Source organism: Enterobacter sp. I4 (assembly GCF_022669095.1).
Lineage (GTDB): Bacteria > Pseudomonadota > Gammaproteobacteria > Enterobacterales > Enterobacteriaceae > Enterobacter > Enterobacter pasteurii.
Genome location: NZ_JALBUO010000002.1, coordinates 301,947 through 327,970, shown reverse-complemented (window position 1 = coordinate 327,970; position 26,024 = coordinate 301,947). Strand labels below are relative to the sequence as shown.

General features: G+C 56.5%; 22 protein-coding genes. 6 read left to right on the top strand and 16 right to left on the bottom strand.

The features are described 5' to 3' along the window. Positions 1 to 24: 24 nt before the first annotated feature. The 15 genes from MOQ06_RS13885 to thpR all read right to left on the bottom strand — a co-directional run bounded on the left by MOQ06_RS13885 (position 25) and on the right by thpR (position 13,225). The gene (locus tag MOQ06_RS13885) at positions 25 to 660 is read right to left on the bottom strand and encodes a fimbrial-like protein (protein ID WP_242173591.1); all 636 of its coding nucleotides are present in this window, start codon (positions 658 to 660) and stop codon (positions 25 to 27) included. Then, entirely contained in the window at positions 660 to 1,217 is a 558-nt protein-coding gene (locus MOQ06_RS13880) for a fimbrial protein (RefSeq protein WP_242173589.1), read from the bottom strand. Before MOQ06_RS13880 ends, MOQ06_RS13885 begins: the two co-directional genes overlap by 1 nt. Before the next feature lie 23 nt (positions 1,218 to 1,240). Next, positions 1,241 to 1,819 (bottom strand): fimbrial protein, encoded by a 579-nt coding sequence (locus MOQ06_RS13875; protein ID WP_148420115.1) that lies wholly within the window; start codon positions 1,817 to 1,819, stop codon positions 1,241 to 1,243. A 13-nt stretch (positions 1,820 to 1,832) separates the two neighbouring features. Next, positions 1,833 to 4,412: an outer membrane usher protein gene (locus MOQ06_RS13870; protein ID WP_242173586.1), complete on the bottom strand. Its 2,580-nt coding sequence runs from the start codon at positions 4,410 to 4,412 to the stop codon at positions 1,833 to 1,835. A gap of 65 nt (positions 4,413 to 4,477) precedes the next feature. Next, a complete protein-coding gene (locus MOQ06_RS13865; protein ID WP_148420117.1) occupies positions 4,478 to 5,215 on the bottom strand; it encodes a fimbrial chaperone in 738 nt (245 codons plus the stop codon). A 62-nt stretch (positions 5,216 to 5,277) separates the two neighbouring features. After that, positions 5,278 to 5,865, bottom strand: a complete 588-nt coding sequence (locus MOQ06_RS13860; protein WP_148420118.1) for a fimbrial protein — start codon at positions 5,863 to 5,865, stop codon at positions 5,278 to 5,280. Between the two features lie 398 nt (positions 5,866 to 6,263). Further along, a complete protein-coding gene (panD, locus tag MOQ06_RS13855) occupies positions 6,264 to 6,644 on the bottom strand; it encodes an aspartate 1-decarboxylase (protein ID WP_242173584.1) in 381 nt (126 codons plus the stop codon). A gap of 56 nt (positions 6,645 to 6,700) precedes the next feature. After that, the gene (gene panC, locus MOQ06_RS13850) at positions 6,701 to 7,552 is read right to left on the bottom strand and encodes a pantoate--beta-alanine ligase (protein ID WP_242173582.1); all 852 of its coding nucleotides are present in this window, start codon (positions 7,550 to 7,552) and stop codon (positions 6,701 to 6,703) included. 11 nt (positions 7,553 to 7,563) lie between these two features. Further along, a complete protein-coding gene (panB, locus tag MOQ06_RS13845) occupies positions 7,564 to 8,355 on the bottom strand; it encodes a 3-methyl-2-oxobutanoate hydroxymethyltransferase (protein ID WP_148420120.1) in 792 nt (263 codons plus the stop codon). Between the two features lie 123 nt (positions 8,356 to 8,478). Continuing rightward, a complete protein-coding gene (folK, locus tag MOQ06_RS13840) occupies positions 8,479 to 8,958 on the bottom strand; it encodes a 2-amino-4-hydroxy-6-hydroxymethyldihydropteridine diphosphokinase (RefSeq protein WP_193355764.1) in 480 nt (159 codons plus the stop codon). Beyond that, positions 8,955 to 10,352, bottom strand: coding sequence for a polynucleotide adenylyltransferase PcnB (gene pcnB / locus MOQ06_RS13835; protein ID WP_242174432.1), 1,398 nt, complete (start codon positions 10,350 to 10,352; stop codon positions 8,955 to 8,957). The genes folK and pcnB overlap by 4 nt, the downstream gene beginning before the upstream one ends. Before the next feature lie 42 nt (positions 10,353 to 10,394). After that, positions 10,395 to 11,285 carry a tRNA glutamyl-Q(34) synthetase GluQRS gene (gene gluQRS, locus MOQ06_RS13830; protein ID WP_242173580.1) on the bottom strand — a complete coding sequence of 297 codons (891 nt, stop codon included), beginning with the start codon at positions 11,283 to 11,285 and terminating at the stop codon, positions 10,395 to 10,397. Between the two features lie 59 nt (positions 11,286 to 11,344). Beyond that, positions 11,345 to 11,800, bottom strand: a complete 456-nt coding sequence (gene dksA / locus MOQ06_RS13825; RefSeq protein WP_001155232.1) for an RNA polymerase-binding protein DksA — start codon at positions 11,798 to 11,800, stop codon at positions 11,345 to 11,347. Positions 11,801 to 11,976: 176 nt separating this feature from the next. Then, entirely contained in the window at positions 11,977 to 12,681 is a 705-nt protein-coding gene (gene sfsA, locus MOQ06_RS13820) for a DNA/RNA nuclease SfsA (RefSeq protein WP_148420123.1), read from the bottom strand. Next, the gene (gene thpR, locus MOQ06_RS13815) at positions 12,671 to 13,225 is read right to left on the bottom strand and encodes an RNA 2',3'-cyclic phosphodiesterase (RefSeq protein WP_242173578.1); all 555 of its coding nucleotides are present in this window, start codon (positions 13,223 to 13,225) and stop codon (positions 12,671 to 12,673) included. The genes sfsA and thpR overlap by 11 nt, the downstream gene beginning before the upstream one ends. A gap of 73 nt (positions 13,226 to 13,298) precedes the next feature. Here thpR and hrpB point away from each other — a divergent pair, with 73 nt between their 5' ends. The 6 genes from hrpB (at position 13,299) to fhuB (ending at position 24,623) form a co-directional block, all read left to right on the top strand. After that, a complete protein-coding gene (gene hrpB, locus MOQ06_RS13810; protein WP_242173576.1) occupies positions 13,299 to 15,728 on the top strand; it encodes an ATP-dependent helicase HrpB in 2,430 nt (809 codons plus the stop codon). 162 nt (positions 15,729 to 15,890) lie between these two features. After that, positions 15,891 to 18,419 (top strand): bifunctional glycosyl transferase/transpeptidase, encoded by a 2,529-nt coding sequence (gene mrcB / locus MOQ06_RS13805; protein WP_242173574.1) that lies wholly within the window; start codon positions 15,891 to 15,893, stop codon positions 18,417 to 18,419. Between the two features lie 237 nt (positions 18,420 to 18,656). After that, the gene (gene fhuA / locus MOQ06_RS13800) at positions 18,657 to 20,906 is read left to right on the top strand and encodes a ferrichrome porin FhuA (RefSeq protein WP_242173572.1); all 2,250 of its coding nucleotides are present in this window, start codon (positions 18,657 to 18,659) and stop codon (positions 20,904 to 20,906) included. 50 nt (positions 20,907 to 20,956) lie between these two features. Next, positions 20,957 to 21,754 carry a Fe3+-hydroxamate ABC transporter ATP-binding protein FhuC gene (gene fhuC / locus MOQ06_RS13795; RefSeq protein WP_242173570.1) on the top strand — a complete coding sequence of 266 codons (798 nt, stop codon included), beginning with the start codon at positions 20,957 to 20,959 and terminating at the stop codon, positions 21,752 to 21,754. Next, positions 21,754 to 22,644 carry a Fe(3+)-hydroxamate ABC transporter substrate-binding protein FhuD gene (gene fhuD / locus MOQ06_RS13790; protein ID WP_242173568.1) on the top strand — a complete coding sequence of 297 codons (891 nt, stop codon included), beginning with the start codon at positions 21,754 to 21,756 and terminating at the stop codon, positions 22,642 to 22,644. Before fhuC ends, fhuD begins: the two co-directional genes overlap by 1 nt. Continuing rightward, entirely contained in the window at positions 22,641 to 24,623 is a 1,983-nt protein-coding gene (gene fhuB, locus MOQ06_RS13785) for a Fe(3+)-hydroxamate ABC transporter permease FhuB (protein WP_242173566.1), read from the top strand. The genes fhuD and fhuB overlap by 4 nt, the downstream gene beginning before the upstream one ends. Before the next feature lie 81 nt (positions 24,624 to 24,704). On the opposite strand, the gene hemL is transcribed toward fhuB, so the two are convergent. Then, positions 24,705 to 25,985: a glutamate-1-semialdehyde 2,1-aminomutase gene (gene hemL, locus MOQ06_RS13780; protein WP_148420131.1), complete on the bottom strand. Its 1,281-nt coding sequence runs from the start codon at positions 25,983 to 25,985 to the stop codon at positions 24,705 to 24,707. Positions 25,986 to 26,024: the final 39 nt, after the last annotated feature.

The window sequence follows — 26,024 nt, the reverse complement described above, 5'->3', positions numbered from 1 at the left end:
AATTGTTCCTTTTAGCGTTGCCTGTTAGCGATATGTCACGCTGACCAATGCGCGCGCGGTCACTTTTCCTGCACTGACCGGGCCGTAATTTTGATAGCGGGCGTAAAAGTTATACGCTTTCAAATAGCTTTGCTGGTCTGAGGGGGACGCTATTTTGACCGCCACATCAGACTGCCCGTCGCTGTCGAGGACGTTTTGATTAGTCGATTCCGAAAAAATTACAATCCCGACATTTTCAGCGCCGCCTGTCAGGGCAGGCGTATCATTACTGAATATCTGTTTTGACATGCCGGCAGTTTGGGCACCCTGCGGTTTGAAGGTGAAGTGCAGCGCCTGCCCGGAACCGGATTCATCTCCGCTACAGTCCACCACCTGAATCATGAAGCGGGTTCCTCCCGCGGGGTCTGTAGGCGTTAGTCTGTCGGTGCCCTCCGCGGTATAAAACCACCCCTTTCCCACCGTTGGCAGCGTCACGTTTCCATTTTCTGGCACGCTCACCTGGCACGTATTGTTGATAATGTTTGCCGTCATATCCATGTCCAGGCTCGAGGCAAAACCTGCTGCGGGAAACCCCAGGCAGAGGGCGAGCCATGGTATCGCCTCTCTGAAGATTAAGCGGGAGTGGAACATCCTGTTTAAGCTACCTGTCTGAATAAACATTATTGATAGGTCACGATAAAGGTCACGGGAGCGCTGACCGAACCCGTGGTCACGTCAGAAATTGTTTTATCTTTAGCAATGACGATGCGCGCATCCATTTCAAATTTCCCCGTCCCGTTAGACAGGTTAACGACAGAAGTCGGGGCTGTGGCGCAGTTCAGCAGGGAACCCGAGTCGACAGACCCCTTCCAGATTTCAAAACCAACGTTATGCCCGGCTGCATATGAGGTTCCATTTCTGGCATTGCCGGTACAGGCGCCACCCGCACCCGGCGTGGCCTGAATGGCGGCATTTTTTACCCCGGCACAGTTGGTGAACGCGATTTTAAATGCCCCTCTTCGGTTCTGGCTCACCAGGTCGGACTTAAACACATCGCCAAACGGCAAAATGCTTATCGGGGCTCCGCTCGCATCCTGAATCTCGGCATTACAGGTACCTGCTTCAATGGTGGAGGTGAACGTGGCCTGAACGCTTGTGGTACCCGTAATGGCGCCTGAAGAAACGAAAGGCAGAATGGCAGCCATCGCAAGCACCAGTGAAGTCATTTTCTTTTTCATATCAACGCTCCGTATTGCGCCAGTTATTCATAGGTGAAATTAAACGTAGCGATACCGCTAAAGTTGCCGGTCATGCCTTGCCCGCTTGCGGTTTCCACCAGCGTCGCCAGGAGTGAAACTTCGCCAGCACTGATCTCTCCGCTCGACCAGACGAGGCGCTGAGTATCGGTGGATGAATTAATGACGAAGGGTTGGTCCGGAGTGGCGGTACGGGAAATTGCCACGCCAATGTTCTCCGCGCTGCCCTCGCCGGAGAGTGAGTTTTTAACTGCCGTAGTCAGCGGGCTGGCACTACCGCTAATGGTGGTTTTCAGGGACGTCAGACTCGACGGGCAAGAGACCATTTTGAGCTTAAAGTTGGTCGTTGCTTTGGCATTTTTCAGGATGATGTAATCCAGGCGCACCTTGCCGTTAGTACCAATGGGAATAACGTTGCTGGAGCCATCCCCGCTGCCGCCTTCAATTTTCATATCGCAGGTGGTGTCGCGGATATTAGCGGTAAAGGTGATATCGAGTTTATCGGCGTATGTTCCGAGCGACAGTACCATCAGCCCCGAACTTAAGATCCGTAATCCTGTTTTTTTCCCAGGTTTAAAAAGCATGTTTTAACTCCCTTTATAATGCCGTGATGTGGCAGGTCTGGCCTGTCAGCAGCGTTGTCGGTCCAATCTTTTTCGCATCCGGTGGGATGTGGTAGGAGACGGTACAGGATGTGCCGGCCTCGCTGCCCCAGACGATGTTTAACAACCCTTTATCTTCAATTCCGCGGATCCAGGCTTGCCCGGCCTGGCCTACGCTACCCACGGAAACGCCTTGTTCACTTTGAACGTCTGCACCTAGCGGAATAAAGCCACCGTCGTCACGCGTCAGTTCCATTAGCACTGAACGCCCCTGGTCGGTCTCAAAATTAACCAGCACAACGGCACCGCTGCGGGGGACGGTAGTGGAGCGGGTATTTTTGACTTCAACGTCAGAGCGCATAGCGCTGATATCAAGACCTACGCTGTTTTCACGGTAGGCAGACAGATAGGGCATAAGGGCATAGCCTGAGGATCCAATTTCACCGTTACCGATGGAGACGCGGGCTCCCTCGGCTCCCTCTGCTTTAATCAACGCAAGCGTATCGCTTTCGCTGATGCTGCCGGGCGCGAGCGTTACGCCGCCCGCGTGCAGAACCATCCCGCCGCTATAGCTGGCGGAATATTGTCGCGTATCGTCATCGGATGCGGAGACGGAAAGGCTCAGCGGGCCGTACGGGCCGTTGTAACTGCCGTAACCGCTCAGCTGGTTTAACGTGTCGTCGCTACGGGTAGTGCTTTCGGTGATGCTGTAACTGAAGCGATTATCTTCGGTGTTGCCGTTGGCGCTGGCGTTAAAACTTCCGCCACCTTTAAGATCGCTGCCGATGCCCGTCGTGAGTGAGGAGAACCCGCCAGCCCGTTTGCCGTTACCCATCAGCGTGTCGAAGGGGATAGTGAGGTTCAGGTAGATACTGTCATCTTTTTCCCCGAACTCGTTGTAGGTGCGCTGCACGGAGAGGCTGTAGCTTCCCCAGCTTAAAGAATGACTGTGGCCAACAGAGTATTGCGCTGATGAGCTGCTTTCATTCCAGTAGTCCTGCCAGGTTGAGTTGACGTACAGCGACCCCAAATCAAGGTCGTTAACGGCCAACGGCTGGCTGATATTCACCTGGATCTGGTTCTTCATGCGCTGGAAAGTCTGATACACATCGCTGTTGTTACGGTCAGGGTTACGCTCCCTGTCACGGTACTTGATCTCGTTGGTCAAGGAAGCCGCATCGCTCAGGCTGAGATAGTCAGACGTCGAAAACCGGTATGCTGCGACGTTAAAAGAGGTATTCGTGGCTTCCATGAGTTTGCTGTAGGAGATGCGATAACTCTCGCCCGTAAGATGTCGTAAGCCGTCGATCCGGGCATCAGAATACGTCACGTCAAAGGCGAATGCGCCGATTTGGGTGTTCATCGCCAAACCCAACAGTGCGGCGTAAAAATCGCTATCGGTGTACTCCAGACCCGCGTAGCCCGTAAAGGTATTAGATAATCCGTAATAGCCCGTGGCGTAACCAACCCGTGGCTTGTCGCGCAGGCTGTCGTCACGCAGTTCACCCACGCCCACATCCCATCGGGAGTAGCCAGGGCGAAGCATTTGCGCGACCGAGGAATAGGCCACCGAGAAGGAGCGTTTGCTACCATCCGTTTCTTCTACAGTGACGATGAGATCGCTACCGTATCCTGTTGTACTGAGATCCGAGATTTCAAAGGGGCCCGGCGGCACGGAGGTTTCGTAAATTGTGTTTCCGCTTTGGGCGATCGTGACTTTGGCGTTGCTGTTTGCCACGCCCCGAATCACCGGCGCATAGGTCGATATGCCATTGGGAAGCATACGGTCGTCATTATATAAACGTGCCCCGCGCAGGCTGATGGAGTCGAAAGCATCCCCGCGGGTATAGGAATCTCCCGCGATAAACTGTGCTTTGAGCGGCGTGACGTCACGCTGAAGATAAATGTCCTGGCTGGCGTAATGGGTACCGGAATCCTGATCCCAGTTCAGGTTACCTCGTGCCCGCAGTCGCCACGGCCCCAGGTTTGCTCCATAGCGTAGCCCGGCATAGGCCGTATCGGTGCTGTAATCATTCGTGTCTGCGTGCCAGCCGTTAAGATCCCATGAGAGCATCGCCGCCGGGATCCCGTCTTCCCAGAGTGAAGGGTCGACAAAACCCGCCGGGCGCTGAATGACGAAAGCCTGGGGAATAGAAAGATCCAGCTCCTGCGTGGAAGGATCGTAAGCCACGCGTGAGCCGGGATAGGCGTTCGACATAGAGACACACGTTTCTTCGGCATCATCCCCGGCTGGTTTACGTTTCCCGGCTGCCACATTTGTTTGGGTGAGCAGTTTACGAGTGATGCAGGGAGTGGCGCGCGGTGTGCCATTATCCTTAAACAGAAGATCCGTGGTAATGGAAGGTTTCCCGTTAATAATCACCTTCACCTTATACGTTCCGGCAAGAACAGGGTTGCCTTTTGAAAAGCGGCTGACATCAATTGATGCGCCGGTGTTATAAAGAAACTGATCGTTAAACTGCACGTCTTCTTCTTTATTATTTTCAGCAGCAAATGCACAGAACGGCAATACCGCACTTATCGACAAACATAGTAGCGAACGTCTAAACCGCATAATGTACTCTGTCCCAGAGCTAAGCTAATTATAGTTTTTACGAATGATACGAAGCGGATATGGAATCAATTTTGTACAGACTCATACTTATCAATTCCGCCGAAATCATTGATGGCTTGCCAGGTTATTTTGTTATTTCCAGAAGGCGTGTAATTTTTCACGTTCATGGTCTGGCTTGAGAACGGCTCAATATAATGCGTTTCGATATCGTAGCGTTTAGCGCCTGAAATAAGCGTTGCGCTGGCCAGCGAAACATAATAAGGCGAATCATTCTTTGCGCTTAAAACGATTTTTTGACCTTGCCGGATTTGAGTCCATTTAAGATTTTTGGCCGCGTCTGTCGGTTCTCCTTTCAAACCTGTAGGCCGGAAAAAGAGTTTTATGCGGGTACGGAATGCAAGCTGAAGCATGCTTTGGCTGTCGCTATCCTTTGCCTTAGGCGGAACTTCCAGAACGTTAAACCAGAACAGGGATTCTTTATCTTTTGGCAACGACTGACCAAGCCAGGTGATTCTGACGGTTTGCCCTTTTTGCGGTTCAACACGCGAAACGGGAGGCGTGACAATAAAAGGAAGCTTCAGCTCCTGAGGATTGGTGGTATCTCTTCCGTCATCGAGCCAGGTTTGCACCAGTAAAGGCCGGGTGCCGCGGTTATCCATAGACACCGTTACGTCTTTTGCCGATTCAGGATAAATGACGCGGGTGCCGGAAATCACAATATCTGCACTGGCGTTAAGAGCAAAAACGCTCACCGAGGCCAGCAGCAGGGCTTTTAATCCGCTCTTAATATTCAGTACGTACATGTTTATTCTCAAATAATACGAAAAAATGTGCCCGGCAGGGCACATTAACGGGACGGATAAAATTATTCGTAGCTCATGGTGAAGTAGGCGTTGGCGCTGACTTTACCAGACTGCACGGGGCTGGTGTCTTTCACCCAGCTGGAGCCTGGAACATAAGCAACGCGGTAGAACAGTTTACCGGAGCCGGCATTCAGGTCTGCTTTCTGCGTGTTATTGCCAGGCTGACCCACCATAATACGAGAAGAGACGGTTGGGGCATTGTTATACAGGGCAAGTGCAACGTTGGTTGCAGAGCCTGCTACGCCAGCATCGGGTTCGATGGTACCGTTCGCAATAGACCCCATATTTTTTGACATAAAGCTTGCAGATGCACTCTTTAATGACCCAGGGCAGTTGGTGAGCAGCAGTTCAAAATTCTTTGAGCCGACGCCGGTATCAACGGTGGTGGATTCAACTTCAGATTTTTTTACAACGGGTAAGGTAATAGTAATATTATTTTGTGCTTCACCATTCGAGGTGGAAATATTACATGTTGTGTCTGTTACCGCACCATCAAAGGTGATTAAACCGAGATCCGTATCTGCGATTGCTGAAAAAGAACCTATTGCGAACAAAGCTACAGCTGAAGCTAATAACGTTTTCTTTAACATGATTAAAATTCCATTTAAAAAACATTTTACTGATTTAATTCAAGCAAAATGATGATAGGGATCTATGAATGGGTTTGATATTTAAAATTGCTAAAAGTCATCGTTAGAAAAAATGAACGTTTGATAAGTTATTGAAAATGATCTTGAAAATTATTTTAACTGAATGAAGAGGCCGGTTTTTTATTGTGTCGGTATACTATTGGCGCGCTCAGATTATAAATGGCAAAGATCATTTTCTTTTTTATATCATTCAGGGGAATGTTTTTTTCAGAAAAGAGACGCTGGAAGAGAGCGGGAAATAGGGCGAATGAATGAGAAGATGCTATTTAGACAATAAAGAATAATGTATTTTTTATCATTCAGGGAGCGGAACCAGAGCGTTCCGCTCCCCGTCGGAATCAGGCGACCTGAACCGGAATTGCCCTGGCGGTACGTTTCATATCGTTGTCGCCCTCAAAGTAGGCGACCCTAGGCTGCCAGCGACGCGCTTCTTCATCGGACATCATCACAAAGCTGGCGATAATTACAATATCGCCTACGTCCGCGCAGTGCGCGGCCGCGCCGTTAACGGAGATGATTTTAGAACCACGTTCGGCGGCAATAGCGTAGGTTGAGAAACGTTTGCCGTTATTAACGTTCCAGATATCAATCGCTTCGTTTTCAAGGATGCCCGCAGCATCAAGGAAATCCTGATCGATGGCGCAGGAACCTTCATAGTGCAGGTCGGCTTGGGTGACTTTCACACGGTGAAGCTTGCCTTGCAGCATTTTGCGAATCATTACGTTTACCTTTATTCAATGCGTTAGCCCCTCCCGACAGAGGGGAGGGAAGATAATTACGCCAGCTCAACCACTTTATTGTCGATAAGGCGGGCCTGACCAAGCCATGCAGCCACCAGAATAACCGCGCGTTTGCTGGTATCGGTAAGCTCAAGCAGCGTGTCGGCATCACGGATTTGAATATCGTCCGCCCGGAAGCCTTTGTCGTTCAGCGTCTGTTCAGCCATAGCAACGATCTCTTCCGCGCTTAACGCTTTCGCCAGAAGCTGTTCTGCCATGGCGTTCATCACCTTGCTTAAGCCCGGCGCGATCTTCCGCTGTTCGGCGGTCAGATAGCCGTTACGGGAACTGAGCGCCAGGCCATCTTTCGCCCGCACAATCGGCACGCCGACGATGTCAATATCGTAGCCCATGTCGGCAACCATTTTGCGGATCAGCGCCAGCTGCTGGAAGTCTTTCTCACCAAAGCAGGCGATGTCCGGCTGCACCAGGTTAAACAGCTTGCTGACGATGGTGGATACGCCGCGGAAGTGGCCCGGACGGCTGGCACCCTCAAGCATGGTTGAGATGCCCGGTACGTCCACGTAGGTCGCTTCAGCGGTACCCTGAGGGTATACGTCTGCGGGAGCCGGTGCGAAGACGATATCCGCATGACGTTTTTTGAGCTTCTCGCAGTCTTCCTGCAAGGTACGCGGGTAGCGTGCCAGGTCGTCTGCGCGATCGAACTGCATTGGGTTAACGAAGATACTAACCACCACGATATCTGCGCGCGCTCTGGCTTCATCGACCAGCTTCATATGGCCGTCGTGCAGGTTGCCCATGGTTGGGACCAGTGCGATACGTTTACCTTCCTGACGTGCACGGCGAATGTGCTGACGCAGCAGCGGCAGGGTTTCTATGATTAACACACCTTGACTCCTTAATGGAAACTGTGTTCTTCGCCCGGATAAGCGCCGGACTCAACCTCGGCAATATACTGCCGCACAGCAGCACGCATGTCGCCTGCTTCTGTCAGGAAATTTTTGGCAAATTTTGGAATGTGCCCGCCGGTGATCCCGAAGGCATCGTGCATCACCAGAATCTGGCCGTCGGTGACGTTACCCGCGCCGATGCCGATAACCGGAATCGACAGCGCTTCGGTGATGCGTTTTGCCAGCTCAACCGGCACGCACTCCAGAACCAGCAGCTGTGCGCCCGCGGCTTCGAGCGCTACGGCATCATCAAACAGCGTCTGCGCCGCATCGCCTCGTCCCTGCACCTTATAGCCGCCAAAGATATTGACGGACTGCGGCGTCAGCCCCAGGTGACCACAAACCGGCACGGCGCGCTCGGTGAGCATTTTCACCGTATCCACCAGCCACGCGCCGCCTTCAATTTTGACCATATTGGCACCGGCACGCATCACGACCGCCGCGTTGTCGAAGGCTTGCTCCGGCGTGGCGTACGCCATAAACGGCAGATCGGAAAGTAACAGGCAGGCTGGCGCACCCCGGCGTACGGCGCGCGTATGGTATGCAATATCCTCCACCGTTACCGGCAGAGTGGAATCATGTCCTTGTACCGTCATCCCTAACGAGTCTCCGACCAGCATGACGTTGATCCCTTCTTCGGCAAACAGTCTGGCGAAGCTGTAGTCATACGCGGTGATGGTGGCGAAGCGTTTTTTTTCCTGTTTGCATTTCTGCAATAAGGAGATGGTGGTTGGTTTCATACTGTTTCCTGATGGCCCAAAAGCGAATCTTTGCGCATTCTAACAGTAACATTCGAGGTAACAATGATTTTAGGCAATCGATTAACCACAATTAACAAATGGATAATCAACGGTAACACGGGATTACCAGCGGGCCGGTTTTTCCGCGTTGAGGCTTTGCAGAACGGCCTTCAGCGTGATGCCGTCAGGGAAGGTAAGATCGGGGGCGACTTCAAACAGCGGCCAGAGCATAAACCCGCGGTTTTTCATGTCGTAGTGCGGAACGGTGAGGCGTTCGGTGTTAATCACCTCGTGACCAAAAAGCATAATATCGAGGTCGAGCGTGCGCGGTCCCCAGCGTTCGGCTTTGCGTACGCGGCCCTGCTGTAGCTCAATGCGCTGGGTATTATCCAGCAGCGTTTCTGCGTCAAGGTCCGTTTCCAGCACCACGGCGGCGTTCAGATAGTCAGGCTGATCCTGCGGGCCGAGCGGCGGCGTGCGGTAAAACGAGGAGACCGCCACGATACGGCTTTGGGGGATGTCTCCCAGCGCCTGAACGGCAGCGTTAACCTGCTCCAGCGGAGAGGCCAGATTGCTGCCGATGGCGATATACGCAAGGGTCATGCCGTGCCTTCACGACGCGGTGCGCGCTTGCGCGGGCGGCGGTGACGACGGCGCGGTGCTGGCTCATCATCCAGGCCCGTGAGCATATCTTTCTGCTCCGGCGGTGCAGAGACCTGAAATTCTCCCCACCACTGCGCCAGGCGCTGTAGCTCCTGGTTTCTTTCGACTTCAGCACGCAGAGAGAGCAGATCGAACGCGGCGCGGAACTTAGGATGCTCCATCAGCTTCCAGGCGCGTTTACCCTGACGGCGGGACATGCGCAGCTGGAGCTGCCAGATATCGCGCACCAGAGTAGTGATACGTTTCGGGATCGCCAGCGTGCGGCAGCCTTCGTCCAGCACGTCGTTTGCCGCCAGTGCGAAAGCGTCATAATAGGCGAGGCCGCTCTCCTGAGTGATGCGCTGCGCCGTTTCCAGCAGCGGGTACCAGAACATGGCCGCGAACAGGAACGCCGGATTCACGCGCATATCGTTGTGAATGCGGGTGTCAGTGTTCTTCAGCACCTGCGCAATCATCCGCTCCATGGCGCTGTCGCCGTTTTCGGTAAAGTAGCGGGTGATCGTCGGGAACAGCGGCTGGAACAGGTTGTATTCGCGCAGCAGGTTGTAGGTTTCAAACCCGTAGCCTGCCTGCAGCAGCTTTAATGACTCTTCGAACAGACGGGCAGGGGGCACGTCGTTAATCAGCGTCGCCAGACGAGGGATCGGCTCCGCGGTTTCCGGGCTGATGCGCATATTCAGCTTGGCGGCGAAACGCACGGCGCGCAGCATGCGGACCGGATCTTCGCGATAGCGCGTTTCTGGCGTGCCGATCAGGCGAATCAGGCCTTCTTTCAGGTCCTGCATCCCGCCAACGTAATCGCGTACGGTGAAATCCGCCACGCTGTAGTAAAGGCTGTTGATGGTGAAATCACGGCGCTGAGCATCTTCTTCAATAGAGCCGAAGATGTTGTCACGCAGCAGCATGCCGTTTTGGCCGCGCTGGGAGGTCGTGCGATCGTTGACGCCCGCTTCGTGGTGACCGCGGAAGGTTGCCACTTCAATGATTTCCGGCCCAAACATCACGTGCGCCAGGCGGAAACGGCGGCCAACCAGACGGCAGTTGCGGAATAATTTACGCACCTGCTCAGGCGTGGCGCTGGTCGTCACGTCGAAATCTTTAGGTTTTTTGCCCAACAGTAAATCGCGAACCCCGCCACCGACGAGATAGGCCTCGTAGCCTGCTTTATTCAGACGATAGAGCACCTTGAGGGCATTTTCACTGATATCTTTGCGGGAAATATTGTGCTGCTCACGCGGAATGACCGACATGTGTGGCTGTGCAATAGCATCGTTCGCCATGCTCTCTTCGCGGCTCAGCACTTTACGGCAAAAATTAGCGACTCGGGTAAAAATAGTACACCTCGTAGTGTGTTTTGTTATCAAAAAAGCGGCTAATCATAGCTCAGCGCAACGCATTTGAGAATGCCGGATTTTGGGCACGGCTATAAGCGTCCAGTTATCAATCGCCATTTTCAGCAATTCGTCCAGACTCAGATCCTGCCATTCCTTCGTTACATTCTGGTTGAGAAATCGCAGCGCGTCGATCAAAACCGGGCGCGGATCGCCGTCAGGCAGCGCCGGGGCATGATTCTGTTTTGACAGCTTATTCCCCTGGTCATTGACCGCCAGCGGCAGATGAATGTACTCCGGCGCCGTCCAGCCAAACTGCTGGTAAAGCGAAATGTGGCGCACGGTCGGCTCAACGAGGTCCGCCCCGCGCACAATCTCCGTAACGCCCTGGAAATGGTCATCGACCACCACCGCCAGGTTATAGGCAAACAGACCATCACGCCGGTGAATAATAAAATCTTCGCGCGCCAGACGTTCATCCGCCTCGATTTTACCCGAGAGCACGTCGGTAAACGCCGTTACGGGCGAACGCTGGACCAGCCGTACGGCAGCGTTTTCCGGCCCGTTGCGAAGCGTGCGGCAGTGGCCGTCGTAAACGCCACCTATGCTCTGAATACGCGCGCGGGTACAGGTGCAGTTATAGGAAAGCCCCTGTTCGGCAAGCCATGCCAGGCGCTCCCGGTAGGCATCATGGCGTTGAGACTGCCAGAGCACCTCGCCGTCCCAGTGAAGACCGTAATGTTCCAGCTGTCGCAGAATGGTTTCTGCCGCACCGGGAACTTCACGCGGAGGATCAATATCTTCAATGCGAACAAGCCATTTACCCTGACGGGCGCGAGCCTGCAGGTAGCTGCCGAGCGCGGCAATTAATGAGCCGAAGTGTAATTCACCGGAGGGAGATGGCGCAAAGCGCCCAATATAGTGAGATTCAGACATATCAACGGTAACAAGGCGGGAGAGACTCCCGCCTTTGTAGAGTGTATAGAGGGCGGGGATTAACCAGCCATCTGTTTTTCGCGGATTTCTGCCAGCGTTTTACAGTCGATGCACAGATCGGCTGTTGGACGCGCTTCCAGGCGACGAATACCAATTTCAACACCGCAGGATTCGCAGTAGCCAAAATCTTCGTCCTCGACCTTCTTCAGCGTTTTTTCGATCTTTTTGATCAGTTTGCGCTCGCGGTCACGGTTACGCAGTTCGAGGCTGAACTCTTCTTCCTGAGCGGCACGGTCGACCGGATCCGGGAAGTTAGCAGCTTCATCCTGCATATGTGTAACGGTGCGATCGACTTCATCCCTGAGTTGATTACGCCATGCTTCAAGAATACGCTTGAAGTGCGACAGCTGGGCTTCGTTCATATACTCTTCGCCCGGCTTCTCTTGATACGGCTCCACCCCAGCGATGGCGAGAATACTCAGGGACGATGTTTTACGGTTTTGCCCTTCTTGCATGTTGCTTCTCCTTAACACGCACTATCGATCCCCGTGTTGGGGGAAAAATCAGGTCGCTATAAATAGCAGATGCTTTTCCGTATGGCAATTATCTAAACGTTACACTTGACAACCCTGTGAGGAAAAGCGTATTTGCGCACGCGGCCAGAACACTTATTAGTCAATCGTCTAATCCCTTATAAGACAATGGGAAGAGAGGATCTCAGAGTCATATTATCGGCAGAAAGTTCCGCTTTATAAGCGAAAACCTCTACCCCCTGCTTTTGTGCCTCATGCAACAATTGCGCGTATTTAGGATCAATATGACGGGCCGGGGAAAACCGTTCAATGGCTGAATGCAGAACCGCAAACAGCAATACGGCGCGTTTGCCCGCCGCCGCTACACTCATTAGCTCTCGCAGATGCTTCTGGCCACGTAGCGTTACCGCATCCGGAAAGAAGCCGTTTTCCTGTTCCGCTAACGTCACTGATTTCACTTCAATATAGCACTCAGGCCGATCTTCCGCCTGTAACATAAAGTCAATTCTGCTGCCCTCATCGCCATATTTCACTTCGCTTTTTTGCGTACCGTAACCCACCAGTTCGGGGAGCGTGCCGTTTGTCAGCGCTTCCTTAACCAGCTGATTTGCGCGCAGGGTATTAACGCAAATAAATGCCCCGTTTTGCGTCTCGGTCATTTCCCAGGTATGCGGATATTTGCGTTTAGTATTTTCTGAAGTGGAATACCAGACCGTGTCACCCGGCGTGGCGCAGCCGGTCATGGCACCGGTGTTAGGGCAGTGCAGGGTAAGCGTTTCGCCCTCGGGGGTTACTACGTCTGCGAGAAAGCGTTTATAACGCTGGATCAGGGTGGCGCGCTGGAGTGCGGGGCTAAACTTCATCAGGTTTCCTTAACGTGTCGCCCAGCGTCCAGCGCTGGAGCGGGGTATAGCGGGTGCGTCCTTGTACAAAGGCAGATTCGTAAAGCGCAAATTCAGTCACCTGAAAGGACCAGTGAAAGCCCGGCGGCGGGATGGCAACAGCCTGACCCGCATCGCGCAGCAGGGTGATATGGGGATGAAAAGGCTGCGGGCTCTGGTAACAGCCGCTGCGCGCAGCCTGTGCCCGCAGCATGTTCGCGAGCTGAAGTAATCCGCGAGGCGGCTGACGCGTTCCCAGCCAGACTACCCTGGAGCGCAACCACTGGCCGGCATCGTCAAGGTGCAGCGTAAACCCCGGCTGAGAAATGCGTCCGGCCATTGCGCTTAACGTGCGCTGCTTTTCTGCACTCACCTCGCCGAGAAAGGCTAACGTCAGGTGCAGGTTTGCGGCAGCGACAGGCCGGCCCGCTTCCGCCGGAAAGTGGCTGGCGCGCCAGCGAACGATCTGCCGTTGAAGCGTGGTGGGTAACTCGATGGCGAAAAACAGCCGTTTTGAATCAGACATGCGCAGGACTCGGTAATGATATGCGCCGATGCTACAATGTACGCCGAATAAAGTTAACCCTCTGGAGCCGTAAGTGTCTTCTTTGCCCGTCGCCGTCGTCCTTCCTGAGCTTCTCGCAGCCTTAGAACATGCGCCGCAGGTGTTGCTCAGCGCGCCCACGGGAGCGGGTAAATCTACCTGGCTGCCCCTGCAAATTCTGCGCGAGGGGAAGATCCGTGGGAAAATAATTCTGCTGGAGCCGCGCAGGCTGGCCGCGCGCAACGTGGCGCAGCGCCTGGCGGAACTGCTGAATGAAAAACCGGGCGAGACGGTGGGCTACCGCATGCGCGCTGAAACCTGCACGAGCGCGTCCACGCGGCTTGAGGTGGTAACCGAAGGCATTCTCACCCGCATGCTGCAAAACGATCCGGAACTATCCGGCGTCGGGCTGGTGATCCTCGATGAATTTCACGAGCGCAGCCTGCAGGCGGATCTCGCCCTTGCGCTGCTGCTCGACGTTCAGCAGGGGCTGCGCGATGACCTGCGGCTGCTCATTATGTCGGCGACGCTGGATAACGAGCGGCTGCGGCAGACGCTCCCTGACGCGCCGATGATTGCCTCCGAAGGGCGTGCCTTCCCGGTTGAGCGCCGCTATCAGCCGCTTACTGCCCACCAGCGTTTTGACGAAGCCGTGGCCATCGCCACCGCCGAATTGCTCCGTCATGAACCCGGCTCGCTGTTGCTCTTTTTACCCGGCGTGGGCGAAATCCAGCGCGCGCAGGAGCAGCTTGCATCCCGGGTGAGCCGCGACGTTATGCTGTGCCCGCTGTACGGCGCGCTGCCGTTGGCCGAGCAGCGCAAGGCGATTCTTCCCGCACCGGCAGGGCTGCGCAAGGTGGTGCTGGCGACCAATATCGCTGAAACCAGCCTGACCATCGAAGGCATTCGCCTGGTGGTGGACAGCACGCAGGAGAGAGTGGCGAGTTATGATCCGCGTACCGGGCTGACCAGGCTGCTGACGCAGCGCATCAGTCAGGCCTCGATGATCCAGCGCGCGGGCCGCGCGGGGCGTCTTGAGCCGGGGATTTGTCTGCATTTAACCAGCGCAGAGCAGGCGGAACGAGCGGCAGCGCAGAGCACGCCTGAGATAGTGCAAAGCGATCTTTCCGGGCTGGTAATGGATCTGTTGCAGTGGGGCTGCCCCGATCCTGAGCAGCTCACGTGGCTTAATCCCCCGCCTGGCGTGAACGTCACCGCCGCGCGTAACCTCCTGACCCAGCTTGGCGCGCTGGAAGGCGAGCGTCTGACGGCGCGCGGCCAGAAAATGGCGGAGCTGGGTAACGATCCCCGCCTGGCGGCGATGCTGACGGCAGCCCGGGACGATGATGAAATTGCCACGGCGGCAAAACTGGCGGCTATTCTTGAGGAGCCGCCTCGCGGTGGCAGCAGCGATCTGGAACAGGCGTTTTCGCGCAATCAGGGAAACTGGCAGCAGCGGGCGCAGCAGCTGTGCAAACGCCTGAACAGCAAAGGGGGATCGCCTGCTGGCGAAAATATCCCGTTCTTGCTGGCACAGGCCTTCCCGGACAGGATCGCGCGCCGTCGCGGGATTGACGGGCGCTATCAGCTGGCAAACGGGATGGGCGCGATGCTCGACATCGATGATGCCCTGACGCGTCACGAGTGGCTGATCGCCCCGCTGCTGCTTCAGGGCAGCCATTCGCCGGACGCGCGCATATTGCAGGCGATTGCCGTTGACATCGACGCCCTGACGCGTGCGTGCCCGCAGCTGCTTCAGCAATCGGACATCGTAGCGTGGGATGATGCTCAGGGCACGCTAAAGGCGTTTCGTCGAAGCCAGATCGGCAAACTGACGCTCGGGTCGATACCGCTGGCGAAACCGTCGGAAGACGAGCTTCACCAGGCGATGCTGAACGGCATTCGCGAAAAAGGGCTGAGCGTCCTGAACTGGACGCCGGAGGCTGAACAGTATCGCATTCGTCTGCAATGCGCGGCGAAGTGGCTGCCGGAATACGCCTGGCCCGCGGTTGACGATGAGGCGCTGCTCGCTACGCTTGAGCAGTGGCTGCTGCCGCAGATGAGCGGCGTACACTCGCTGCGCGCCCTTAAGGCGCTGGATGTTAAGACCGCGTTACAGAATTTACTGGACTGGTCGTTACGTCAACGTCTGGATAGTGAACTGCCTGGGCATTACACTGTGCCAACCGGGAGCCGGATTGCCATTCGTTATCATGAGGATAATCCTCCGGCGCTGGCCGTGCGCATGCAGGAGATGTTTGGCGAGGCCACCACGCCGTCCATTGCTGAAGGGCGGGTGCCGTTAGTGCTTGAGCTGCTGTCGCCTGCGCATCGTCCGTTGCAGATCACCCGCGATCTGGGGGCGTTCTGGGCGGGAAGTTACCGCGAGGTGCAGAAAGAGATGAAGGGGCGATATCCCAAACACGTCTGGCCGGACGATCCGGCGAATACGGCGCCGACGCGGCGCACGAAAAAATATTCGTAGTGGGGGAGTGCGGCCTGAAAGGGAAAGTGCGGCCTGATGCCCTCACCCCGGCCCTCTCCCACAGGGAGAGGGAGAAACACACTTTGAGAGATTTCTTCTTTCACTGACCTGTGAAAGGAAAGAAAATCTGGCCTTTGCGCCTGAATGTTGCGGAGAAAAAGCATGGCGGGGAATGACCGCGAGCCAATAGGACGTAAGGGAAAGCCAACGCGTCCGGCGAAAGAAAAGGTGAGCCGTCGTCGCCTCAGAGATGAGGAATATGACGATGACTATGAAGACGATTATGAGGATGAGGAACCGATGCCGCGTAAAGGGAAGGGCAAAGGGCGCAAGCCTCGCGGGAAGCGCGGCTGGTTCTGGCTGCTGCTGAAGCTGTTCATTGTTTTTGTTGTTCTGATCGCGATTTACGGCGTTTATCTGGATCAGAAGATCCGCAGCCGTATCGACGGGAAAGTCTGGCAGCTGCCTGCGGCAGTGTATGGTCGCATGGTGAACCTTGAGCCAGAGATGTCCATCAGCAAGAACGAGATGGTGAAGCTGCTGCAGGCCACGCAGTATCGTCAGGTCACGAAAATGACGCGTCCTGGCGAGTTTACCGTTCAGGCGAAAAGCATCGAGATGATTCGCCGTCCGTTCGACTTCCCGGACAGCAAAGAGGGGCAGGTGCGCGCGCGTCTGACCTTTGACGGCGATCGCCTGGAAACCATTGAGAACATGGATAACGACCGCCAGTTCGGTTTCTTCCGTCTCGATCCGCGTCTGATTACGATGCTGTCGTCCGCAAACGGCGAACAGCGCCTGTTCGTGGCGCGTAACGGCTTCCCGGACCTGCTGGTGGATACGCTGCTGGCAACCGAAGACCGTCACTTCTACGAGCACGACGGCATCAGCCTCTACTCCATTGGTCGTGCGGTACTGGCGAACCTGACCGCGGGGCGTACGGTGCAGGGGGCAAGTACCCTGACCCAGCAGCTGGTGAAAAACCTGTTCCTCTCCAGCGAGCGTTCTTACTGGCGTAAAGCCAACGAAGCGTACATGGCCGTGCTGATGGATGCGCGCTACAGCAAGGATCGTATCCTTGAGCTGTACATGAACGAGGTGTACCTCGGCCAGAGCGGTGATAACGAGATCCGCGGCTTCCCGCTGGCGAGCCTGTATTACTTTGGCCGTCCGGTGGAAGAGCTGAGTCTCGACCAGCAGGCGCTGCTGGTAGGCATGGTGAAAGGGGCGTCGATCTACAACCCGTGGCGTAACCCGAAACTGGCGCTGGAGCGTCGTAATCTGGTGCTGCGTCTGCTGCAACAGCAGCAGGTCATCGACCAGGAGCTGTACGACATGCTGAGCGCGCGTCCGCTGGGCGTTCAGCCGCGCGGTGGGGTAATCTCTCCACAGCCTGCGTTTATGCAGATGGTGCGTCAGGAGCTGCAGTCGAAGCTCGGGGATAAAGTTAAAGATCTCTCCGGCGTGAAGATCTTCACGACCTTTGATTCCGTGGCGCAGGATGCGGCAGAAAAAGCGGCGGTTGAAGGGATCCCGGCGCTGAAGAAGCAGCGTAAGCTGAGCGATCTGGAAACCGCGATGGTAGTGGTTGACCGTAACACCGGCGAAGTTCGCGCGATGGTGGGCGGTGCCGAGCCGCAGTATGCGGGCTACAACCGTGCGATGCAGGCGCGTCGTTCGATTGGTTCACTGGCAAAACCGGCGACCTACCTGACCGCGCTGAGCCAGCCGAACCTCTATCGCCTTAACACCTGGATTGCCGATGCGCCAATCTCTCTGCGCCAGCCTAACGGCCAGGTATGGTCTCCGCAGAACGATGACAAACGGTTCAGCGGTCAGGTGATGCTGGTGGACGCGCTAACCCGCTCGATGAACGTGCCAACGGTTAACCTCGGTATGGCGCTGGGTCTGCCGGCGATTACCGATACCTGGCAGAAGCTGGGCGTGCCGAAAGATCAGCTGCACCCTGTTCCGGCCATGATCCTTGGCGCGCTTAACCTGACGCCAATCGAAGTGGCGCAGGCGTTCCAGACCATCGCCAGCGGCGGTAACCGCGCGCCGCTCTCTGCGCTGCGCTCGGTGATTGCTGAAGATGGTTCCGTGCTGTATCAGAGCTTCCCGCAGGCCGAGCGCGCGGTACCGGCGCAGGCTGCCTATATGACGCTGTGGACCATGCAGCAGGTTGTGCAGCGCGGTACCGGCCGTCAGCTGGGAGCGAAGTATCCGGGTCTGCATCTGGCAGGTAAAACCGGTACCACCAACAACAACGTGGATACCTGGTTCGCCGGTATCGATGGTCGTGAAGTGGTGATCACCTGGGTGGGCCGCGATAACAACCAGCCGACCAGGCTGTACGGTGCGAGCGGTGCGATGTCGATTTACCAGCGCTACCTGGCAAATCAGTCCCCGGTGCCGCTTAACCTGGTTGCGCCGGAAGATATCGTCGATATGGGCGTGGATAGTTCCGGTAACTTTATCTGCGGCGGTGGCGTGCGTTCGCTGCCGGTCTGGACGACCAATCCGGATGCGCTGTGCCAGCAAAGTCAGCCAGAGCAGCCGACCGGCAATCCGTTTGACCAGTCCTCTCAACCGCAGCAGCAGCAACAACAACAACAGCCGCAGCAACAGGAAGAGAAGAAAGACAGCGACGGCGTCGCCGGCTGGATCAAGGATATGTTCGGCGGAAACTAACCATCCCGATACCCCCTTCCCGGGAAGGGGGTATTTTTTCACCTCGGCAACTCATTTCCTTAACCCCGTTTTCAACCCTTATTAACGACCCATTTTCCGTTGATTATTTCTTAAACCCTTAATTCTTGTAGGGCCGCATATCGCTTGCTATGCCGTCAGCGTTTCGCATATTATTCTGCGGTCATAATAATAATTCTCGTTTACGTTATCATTCACCTTTTTCATCAGAGATCCATCATGGCGCTTTCCAATACTGCTCAGCCAATTAACACGTCGCTGCGTAAAATCGCAGCCGTCGTAGCCACAGCGGTTGCCGGCATGTCTGCTTACGCACAGGCCGCTGAAACCCCCAAGAAAGAAGAAACGATCACCGTGACTGCCGCACCGGCTGCACAGGAAAGTGCCTGGGGTCCTGCTGCGACTATCGCCGCGCGTCAATCCGCGACCGGAACCAAAACAGACACCCCAATTCAAAAGGTTCCACAGTCTATTTCTGTGGTAACTGCCGAAGAGATGGCGCTGCATCAGCCACGTTCCGTTAAAGAAGCGTTGAGCTATACCCCGGGCGTTGCGGTAGGCACCCGTGGTGCTTCAAATACCTATGACTACCTGGTTATTCGCGGTTTCGCGGCCGATGGCCAGAGCCAGAACAACTACCTCGACGGTATGAAGATGCAGGGCAACTTCTATAACGACGCGGTGATTGACCCTTATATGCTGGAGCGTGCTGAAATCATGCGCGGCCCGGTTTCCGTTCTGTACGGAAAAAGCAGCCCTGGTGGCCTGCTGAACATGGTGAGTAAGCGTCCAACAACCGAGCCGCTAAAAGAGATCCAGTTCAAAGCTGGCACCGACAGTCTGTTCCAGACCGGCTTTGACTTCAGCGATGCCATCGACGATGACGGCGTTTACTCTTACCGACTGACGGGCGTTGCGCGTTCAAATAATGCGCAGCAGCAAGATAAAGGCGAGCAGCGTTATGCCATCGCGCCATCATTCTCCTGGCGTCCGGATGATAAAACGACTTTCACCTTCCTCTCCTACTTCCAGAACGAGCCTGAAACAGGTTATTACGGCTGGCTGCCAAAAGAGGGAACGGTTGATCCGCTGCCAAACGGCGACCGACTGTCGACGGACTTCAACGAAGGTGCGAAGAACAATACCTATTCCCGTAACCAGAAAATGGTGGGGTATAGCTTCGACCACGAATTTAACGACACCTTTACCGTGCGCCAAAACCTGCGTTTTGCCGAGAACAAAACCTCGCAAAACAGCGTTTACGGCTACGGCGTATGTACCGATCCGGCAAACAGCGGTAGCAAACAGTGTGCTGCGTTAGCTCCTGCCGATAAAGGTCATTATCTGGCGCGTAAGTACGTTGTCGATAATGAAAAACTGCAGAACTTCACCGTTGATACCCAGCTGCAGAGCAAATTTGCGACCGGCCAGGTTGACCACACCCTGCTGACCGGCGTTGACTTTATGCGTATGCGCAACGATATCAACTCCTGGTTTGGCTATGACGACTCTGTACCACTGCTGGATCTCTACAATCCGGTAAACAGCGATTTTGATTTTGGCTCAAAAGATCCGGCAAACTCCGGCGCGTATCAAATCCTCAACCGCCAGAAACAGACCGGTTTGTATGTTCAGGATCAGGCGCAGTGGGATAAAGTGCTGGTGACGCTGGGCGGCCGTTACGACTGGGCCGATCAGGAGTCATACAACCGTGTATTGAATACTACCTCCAAACGTGATGATACTCAGTTCACCTGGCGTGGCGGCGTTAACTATCTGTTCGATAACGGCGTAACCCCTTACTTCAGCTACAGCGAATCCTTTGAACCGGCTTCACAGACCGATGCTCAGGGTAAACTGTTCTCTCCGTCTAAAGGCAAGCAGTACGAAGCGGGCGTGAAATACGTGCCGAACGATCGTCCGATCGTGATCACCGGTGCAGTGTATCAGTTGACCAAAACCAACAACCTGATGGCCGATCCTGCGGGCTCATTCTTCTCCGTTGAAGGCGGTGAGATCCGTGCCCGTGGTGTAGAGCTGGAAGCGAAAGCGGCGCTGTCTGCAAGCGTTAACGTTGTGGGTTCTTATACCTATACCGATGCGGAATACACCACCGACACCAACTACAAAGGCAACACGCCAGCCCAGGTACCAAAGCACATGGCCTCTGTCTGGGGTGACTACACGATGTTTGATGGCCCGCTGTCTGGCCTGACGCTGGGAACCGGCGTTCGTTATACGGGCTCCAGCAAGGGCGATCCGGCGAACTCGTTTACTGTGGGCAGCTATACCCTGGTTGATGCGTTAGTCCGATATGACCTGGCGCGCGTGGGCATGGCGGGTTCAAACGTCGCGCTTCACGTGAACAACCTGTTCGATCGCGAGTACGTTGCCAGCTGCTTCAACACCTATGGTTGCTTCTGGGGTGCTGAACGCCAGGTTGTCGCCACGGCGACCTTCCGCTTCTAATCTCTTTATGGGCACGGTTCGCCGTGCCCTTTTTATTTAAGTTGGCTGATATGCAGGATAACAAAACGCAATCCGACTCCACCTTCACGCTCAACAATCTCTCCTTTCGCGTACCCGGGCGCACCCTGCTGCACCCGCTCTCTTTGACGTTTCCCGCAGGTAAAGTGACCGGATTAATCGGGCACAATGGTTCCGGTAAATCGACGCTGCTGAAGATGCTGGGCCGCCACCAGCCGCCGTCCGAGGGCGAAATTCTGCTGGATGAGCAGCCGCTGGCGGGCTGGAGCAGTAAGGCCTTTGCCCGCAAGGTGGCCTATCTGCCGCAGCAGCTGCCGCAGGCGGAAGGGATGACGGTGCGCGAGTTGGTGGCGATTGGACGTTATCCGTGGCACGGTGCGCTCGGGCGTTTTGGCGTTGCTGACAGAGAGAAAGTGGAAGAGGCGATTGCGCTGGTCGGGTTAAAACCGCTGGCGCACCGTCTGGTGGATAGCCTGTCCGGTGGCGAACGTCAGCGCGCGTGGATCGCGATGCTGGTGGCCCAGGACAGCCGCTGCCTGCTGCTCGACGAACCTACCTCCGCGCTGGATATTGCCCACCAGGTGGACGTGCTGGCGCTGGTGCACCGTTTAAGCCAGCAGCGCGGCCTGACGGTGATTGCCGTTCTGCATGATATCAATATGGCCGCGCGTTATTGCGACTATCTGGTGGCGCTGCGCGGCGGTGAAATGATCGCCCAGGGCACGCCTGACGGGCTGATGCGCAGCGAAACGCTGGAACATATCTACGGTATACCTATGGGGATCCTGCCTCACCCTGCCGGGGCTGCACCGGTGAGCTTCGTTTACTGATGCTGGAGTCTACACGCATAAGCCGCCGTCGCCTGCTGACGGCCATGGCGCTCTCGCCGCTGCTGTTAAAGATGGCTCCGGCCCGCGCCGCTGCTATCGATCCGCACCGCATTGTGGCGCTGGAGTGGTTACCCGTCGAGCTGATGATGGCCCTGGGTATCACGCCCTACGGCGTGGCCGATATCCCTAACTACACCCTGTGGGTGAATGAGCCCAAATTGCCGGACTCCGTCATCGACATCGGTCTGCGCACGGAGCCGAACCTTGAGCTTCTCACGCAGATGAAGCCGTCTTATTTATTCTGGTCTGCGGGGTATGGCCCGTCGGAAGAGACCATGGCGAAGATTGCTCCCGGACGGGGCTTTTCCTTCAGCGACGGTAAAAAGCCGCTGACCATGGCAAAAAACTCCATTCACGAGATGGCGCATTTCCTCAACCGTGAAGCGGAAGCAAAAAAACACCTGGATGAATTTGATGCGCTGATTGATTCCCTTAAGCCGCGCTTTGCCGGCCGCGGCGATCGTCCGCTGCTGATGGTGACGCTGCTGGACGCCCGCCATATGCTGGTCTTTGGAAAGAACTGCCTGTTCCAGGAAGTGCTCGAAAGCTTTGGCATTCGCAATGCCTGGGAAGGCGAGATGACGTTCTGGGGAAGCACCGCCGTGGGCATTGACCGCCTGTCGGCGTTTCGTGACGTTGACGTTCTGTGCTTTGACCACGGCAACGAGCGTGAAATGCAAACCCTGATGGCGACCCCGCTCTGGCAGGCGATGCCGTTCGTGCGCGAACGGCGTTTCCTGCGCGCGCCTGCGGTATGGTTTTACGGCGCGACGCTGTCGGCGATGCATTTTGCGCGCGTGCTGGATCGCACGCTGGGAGGCAGGGCATGAGTACGCGTATTGCCCGCTTCCCGGTGCTGCTGCTGGCGCTCATTTTCCTGGCTGCCCTGGCGCTGACCGGCTTCAACCTGACCACGGCGTTACCGCGCGAGCAGTGGGCGGCCGCGGTTGCCGCACCGGATATCGATAATATTCAGCAAATGCTGTTCCACTACAGCCTGTTGCCGCGTCTTAGCATCTCTCTGCTGGTCGGAGCGGGCCTGGGGCTGGTGGGCGTGCTATTCCAGCAGGTGCTGCGTAACCCGCTGGCGGAGCCAACCACGCTTGGCGTGGCGACGGGGGCACAGCTGGGGATCACCGTTACCACGCTCTGGACGCTGCCGGGGGCATTAACCTCGCAGTTTGCCGCGCTGGCAGGCGCCTGCGTGGTTGGTGCGCTGGTCTTCGGCGTGGCCTGGGGTAAACGCCTTTCGCCGGTCACGCTGATCCTCGCCGGGCTGGTCGTTAGCCTCTACTGCGGGGCAATCAACCAGCTGCTGGTGCTGTTTCACCACGACCAGCTGCAAAGCATGTTTATGTGGAGTACCGGAACGCTCACCCAGACCGACTGGAGCATCGTCCAGCGCCTGTGGCCTCAGCTGTTTGGCGGCGTGGTGCTTACGCTACTGCTGCTGCGCCCGCTGACGCTGATGGGCCTCGATGACGGCGTGGCGCGTAATCTTGGGCTGGCGCTGTCGCTGGCCCGCCTGGCGGCCCTCACCCTGGCGATTGTGCTGAGCGCGCTGCTGGTTAACGCCGTCGGCATCATCGGGTTTATCGGCCTGTTTGCGCCGCTGCTGGCAAAAATGCTCGGCGCGCGGCGTCTGCTGGCGCGCCTGATGCTGGCGCCGCTGATTGGCGCGCTGATCCTCTGGCTTTCCGATCAGCTCATTCTCTGGCTGGCGCGCGTCTGGATGGAAGTGTCGACGGGCTCGGTGACGGCCCTGATCGGCGCGCCGCTGCTGCTGTGGCTGCTGCCGCGGCTGCGCAGCATCAGCGCCCCGGCGATGGATGCCGGCGATAAAATCTCTGCCGAGCGCCAGTCGGTGATATGGTTCAGCCTTGCCGGGCTGGCGGTGCTGGCTATCGCTTCGTTTGCCGCGCTCTCGCTGGGGCGTGACGCCACGGGCTGGCACTGGGCGACGGGGGATTTGCTGAATGAGCTCATGCAGTGGCGCTGGCCGCGGATCTTCTCCGCGCTGATTGCCGGCGTGATGCTGGCGGTGGCGGGCTGTATTATACAGCGTCTGACCGGTAACCCGATGGCAAGCCCGGAAGTCCTGGGCATCAGTTCCGGCGCCGCGTTTGGCGTGGTGTTGATGCTGTTTCTCGTGCCGGGGAATGCCTTCGGCTGGCTGATGCCTGCCGGGAGTATCGGTGCGGCGGCGACGCTGATGATTATCCTGATCGCCTCCGGGCGCGGCGGTTTCTCGCCTCACCGCATGCTGCTGGCCGGGATGGCGCTGAGCACCGCGTTTACCATGCTGCTGATGATGTTGCAGGCGAGCGGCGATCCGCGCATGGCGCAGATCCTGACCTGGATCTCCGGCTCGACGTACAACGCCACCGGCAGCCAGGTGGTGCATACCGGGATCGTGATGATCGTACTGCTGGCAATCGTGCCGCTGTGCCGCCGCTGGATGACCATTCTGCCGCTGGGCGGGGACACCGCGCGCGCGGTCGGGCTGGCGCTGACGCCAACGCGTATCGCCCTGCTGCTGCTGGCGGCGTGCCTGACGGCGACGGCCACCATGACCATTGGCCCGCTCAGTTTTGTTGGCCTGATGGCGCCGCATATCGCACGCATGATGGGCTTCCGCCGCACGATGCCGCATATCACGATTTCTGCCCTGACGGGCGGGGCGATCCTGGTCTTTGCTGACTGGTGCGGAAGGATGGTGCTGTTCCCGTATCAGATCCCGGCGGGCCTGCTGTCGACCTTTATCGGCGCGCCGTACTTTATCTATCTGTTGAGAAAGCAGAGCCGGTAATAAAAGTAAACGGCAATCCTTGGATTGCCGTTTTAGCGTTTGCTCCCTCTCCCTGTGGGAGAGGGCATCAAGCCGCATATTTTACAGCTTCGCAAACGCCTTACGCGCTGCGTCGATGGTGTTATTGATATCTTCTTCGCTGTGCGCCACGGACATAAAGCCCGCTTCAAACGCTGACGGTGCCAGATATACGCCTTCTTCCAGCATCAGGTGGAAGAAGCGTTTGAAGCGTTCTACGTCGCACTTCACCACGTCCTGATAGCAGGTAACGGCTTTCGCGTCGGTGAAGAAAATGCCGAACATACCGCCGACGTGGTTAACCACCAGCGGAATACCCGCTTCTTCTGCGGCTTCCAGAAGGCCGTTCGCCAGCTGCGTCGTCCGGTCCGTCAGGGTTTCGTGGATACCCGGCTGCGCTACTTCGGTCAGACAGGCAAAGCCCGCCGCCATCGCAATGGGGTTACCGGAGAGCGTACCCGCCTGGTAAACCGGACCGGTTGGCGCCAGCGCGTCCATCACGTCCTTACGGCCACCAAACGCCCCGACAGGCATGCCGCCGCCGATAATTTTGCCCAGACAGGTGAGGTCAGGCTCAACGCCATAATAAGACTGGGCGCCCGCCAGCGCCACGCGGAAGCCGGTCATCACTTCGTCGATGATCAGCAGCGCGCCGAACTCATCACACAGCGCACGCAGGCCCGGCAGGAAATCCGGCTGCGGTGGGATGCAGTTCATGTTGCCCGCCACCGGTTCGACGATAATGCAGGCGATCTCCTGCGGATACTGCTCGAACGCCGCGCGAACGGTGTCCAGATCGTTATAGGTGCAGGTGAGGGTGTGTTTTGCGAAATCAGCCGGCACGCCCGGAGAGTTAGGCTGACCGAGCGTCAGCGCGCCGGAACCGGCTTTTACCAGCAGGCAGTCGGCGTGGCCATGGTAACAGCCTTCGAACTTGATAATCTTGTCACGGCCGGTAAAGCCGCGCGCCAGACGGATGGCGCTCATGGTCGCTTCCGTACCGGAGTTCACCATACGTACCATGTCCATTGTCGGCACCAGCTCGGTGACCAGCTCCGCCATTTTGACTTCCATCTCGGTTGGCGCACCGAAGCTCAGGCCGCGCTGAGCGGCTTCAATCACCGCGTTGCGGATCGCCGGGTGGTTATGCCCCAGCACCATTGGCCCCCAGGAGCCGACGTAGTCGACATAGGCTTTGCCATCCACATCATACAGATACGCGCCATCCGCACGTTCGATAAACAGCGGGGTGCCACCCACGCCGGTAAAGGCGCGCACCGGTGAGTTTACGCCGCCTGGGATAAGCTCGCGGGCTGCGCTGTAGAGGTTTTCAGACTTGCTCATGGCGTCGTTCCTGGTTCGTAGAAATAAGTTAAGGAGACT

Excerpts from the sequence above, each read along its gene's own strand:
- MOQ06_RS13885 (WP_242173591.1), bottom strand. The coding sequence starts at position 660 with ATGTTTATTCAGACAGGTAGCTTAAACAGGATGTTCCACTCCCGCTTA.
- MOQ06_RS13880 (WP_242173589.1), bottom strand. The coding sequence starts at position 1,217 with ATGAAAAAGAAAATGACTTCACTGGTGCTTGCGATGGCTGCCATTCTG.
- MOQ06_RS13875 (WP_148420115.1), bottom strand. The coding sequence starts at position 1,819 with ATGCTTTTTAAACCTGGGAAAAAAACAGGATTACGGATCTTAAGTTCG.
- MOQ06_RS13870 (WP_242173586.1), bottom strand. The coding sequence starts at position 4,412 with ATGCGGTTTAGACGTTCGCTACTATGTTTGTCGATAAGTGCGGTATTG.
- MOQ06_RS13865 (WP_148420117.1), bottom strand. The coding sequence starts at position 5,215 with ATGTACGTACTGAATATTAAGAGCGGATTAAAAGCCCTGCTGCTGGCC.
- MOQ06_RS13860 (WP_148420118.1), bottom strand. The coding sequence starts at position 5,865 with ATGTTAAAGAAAACGTTATTAGCTTCAGCTGTAGCTTTGTTCGCAATA.
- panD (WP_242173584.1), bottom strand. The coding sequence starts at position 6,644 with ATGATTCGCAAAATGCTGCAAGGCAAGCTTCACCGTGTGAAAGTCACC.
- panB (WP_148420120.1), bottom strand. The coding sequence starts at position 8,355 with ATGAAACCAACCACCATCTCCTTATTGCAGAAATGCAAACAGGAAAAA.
- folK (WP_193355764.1), bottom strand. The coding sequence starts at position 8,958 with ATGACCCTTGCGTATATCGCCATCGGCAGCAATCTGGCCTCTCCGCTG.
- gluQRS (WP_242173580.1), bottom strand. The coding sequence starts at position 11,285 with ATGTCTGAATCTCACTATATTGGGCGCTTTGCGCCATCTCCCTCCGGT.
- dksA (WP_001155232.1), bottom strand. The coding sequence starts at position 11,800 with ATGCAAGAAGGGCAAAACCGTAAAACATCGTCCCTGAGTATTCTCGCC.
- sfsA (WP_148420123.1), bottom strand. The coding sequence starts at position 12,681 with ATGAAGTTTAGCCCCGCACTCCAGCGCGCCACCCTGATCCAGCGTTAT.
- thpR (WP_242173578.1), bottom strand. The coding sequence starts at position 13,225 with ATGTCTGATTCAAAACGGCTGTTTTTCGCCATCGAGTTACCCACCACG.
- mrcB (WP_242173574.1), top strand. The coding sequence starts at position 15,891 with ATGGCGGGGAATGACCGCGAGCCAATAGGACGTAAGGGAAAGCCAACG.
- fhuA (WP_242173572.1), top strand. The coding sequence starts at position 18,657 with ATGGCGCTTTCCAATACTGCTCAGCCAATTAACACGTCGCTGCGTAAA.
- fhuC (WP_242173570.1), top strand. The coding sequence starts at position 20,957 with ATGCAGGATAACAAAACGCAATCCGACTCCACCTTCACGCTCAACAAT.
- fhuD (WP_242173568.1), top strand. The coding sequence starts at position 21,754 with ATGCTGGAGTCTACACGCATAAGCCGCCGTCGCCTGCTGACGGCCATG.
- fhuB (WP_242173566.1), top strand. The coding sequence starts at position 22,641 with ATGAGTACGCGTATTGCCCGCTTCCCGGTGCTGCTGCTGGCGCTCATT.
- hemL (WP_148420131.1), bottom strand. The coding sequence starts at position 25,985 with ATGAGCAAGTCTGAAAACCTCTACAGCGCAGCCCGCGAGCTTATCCCA.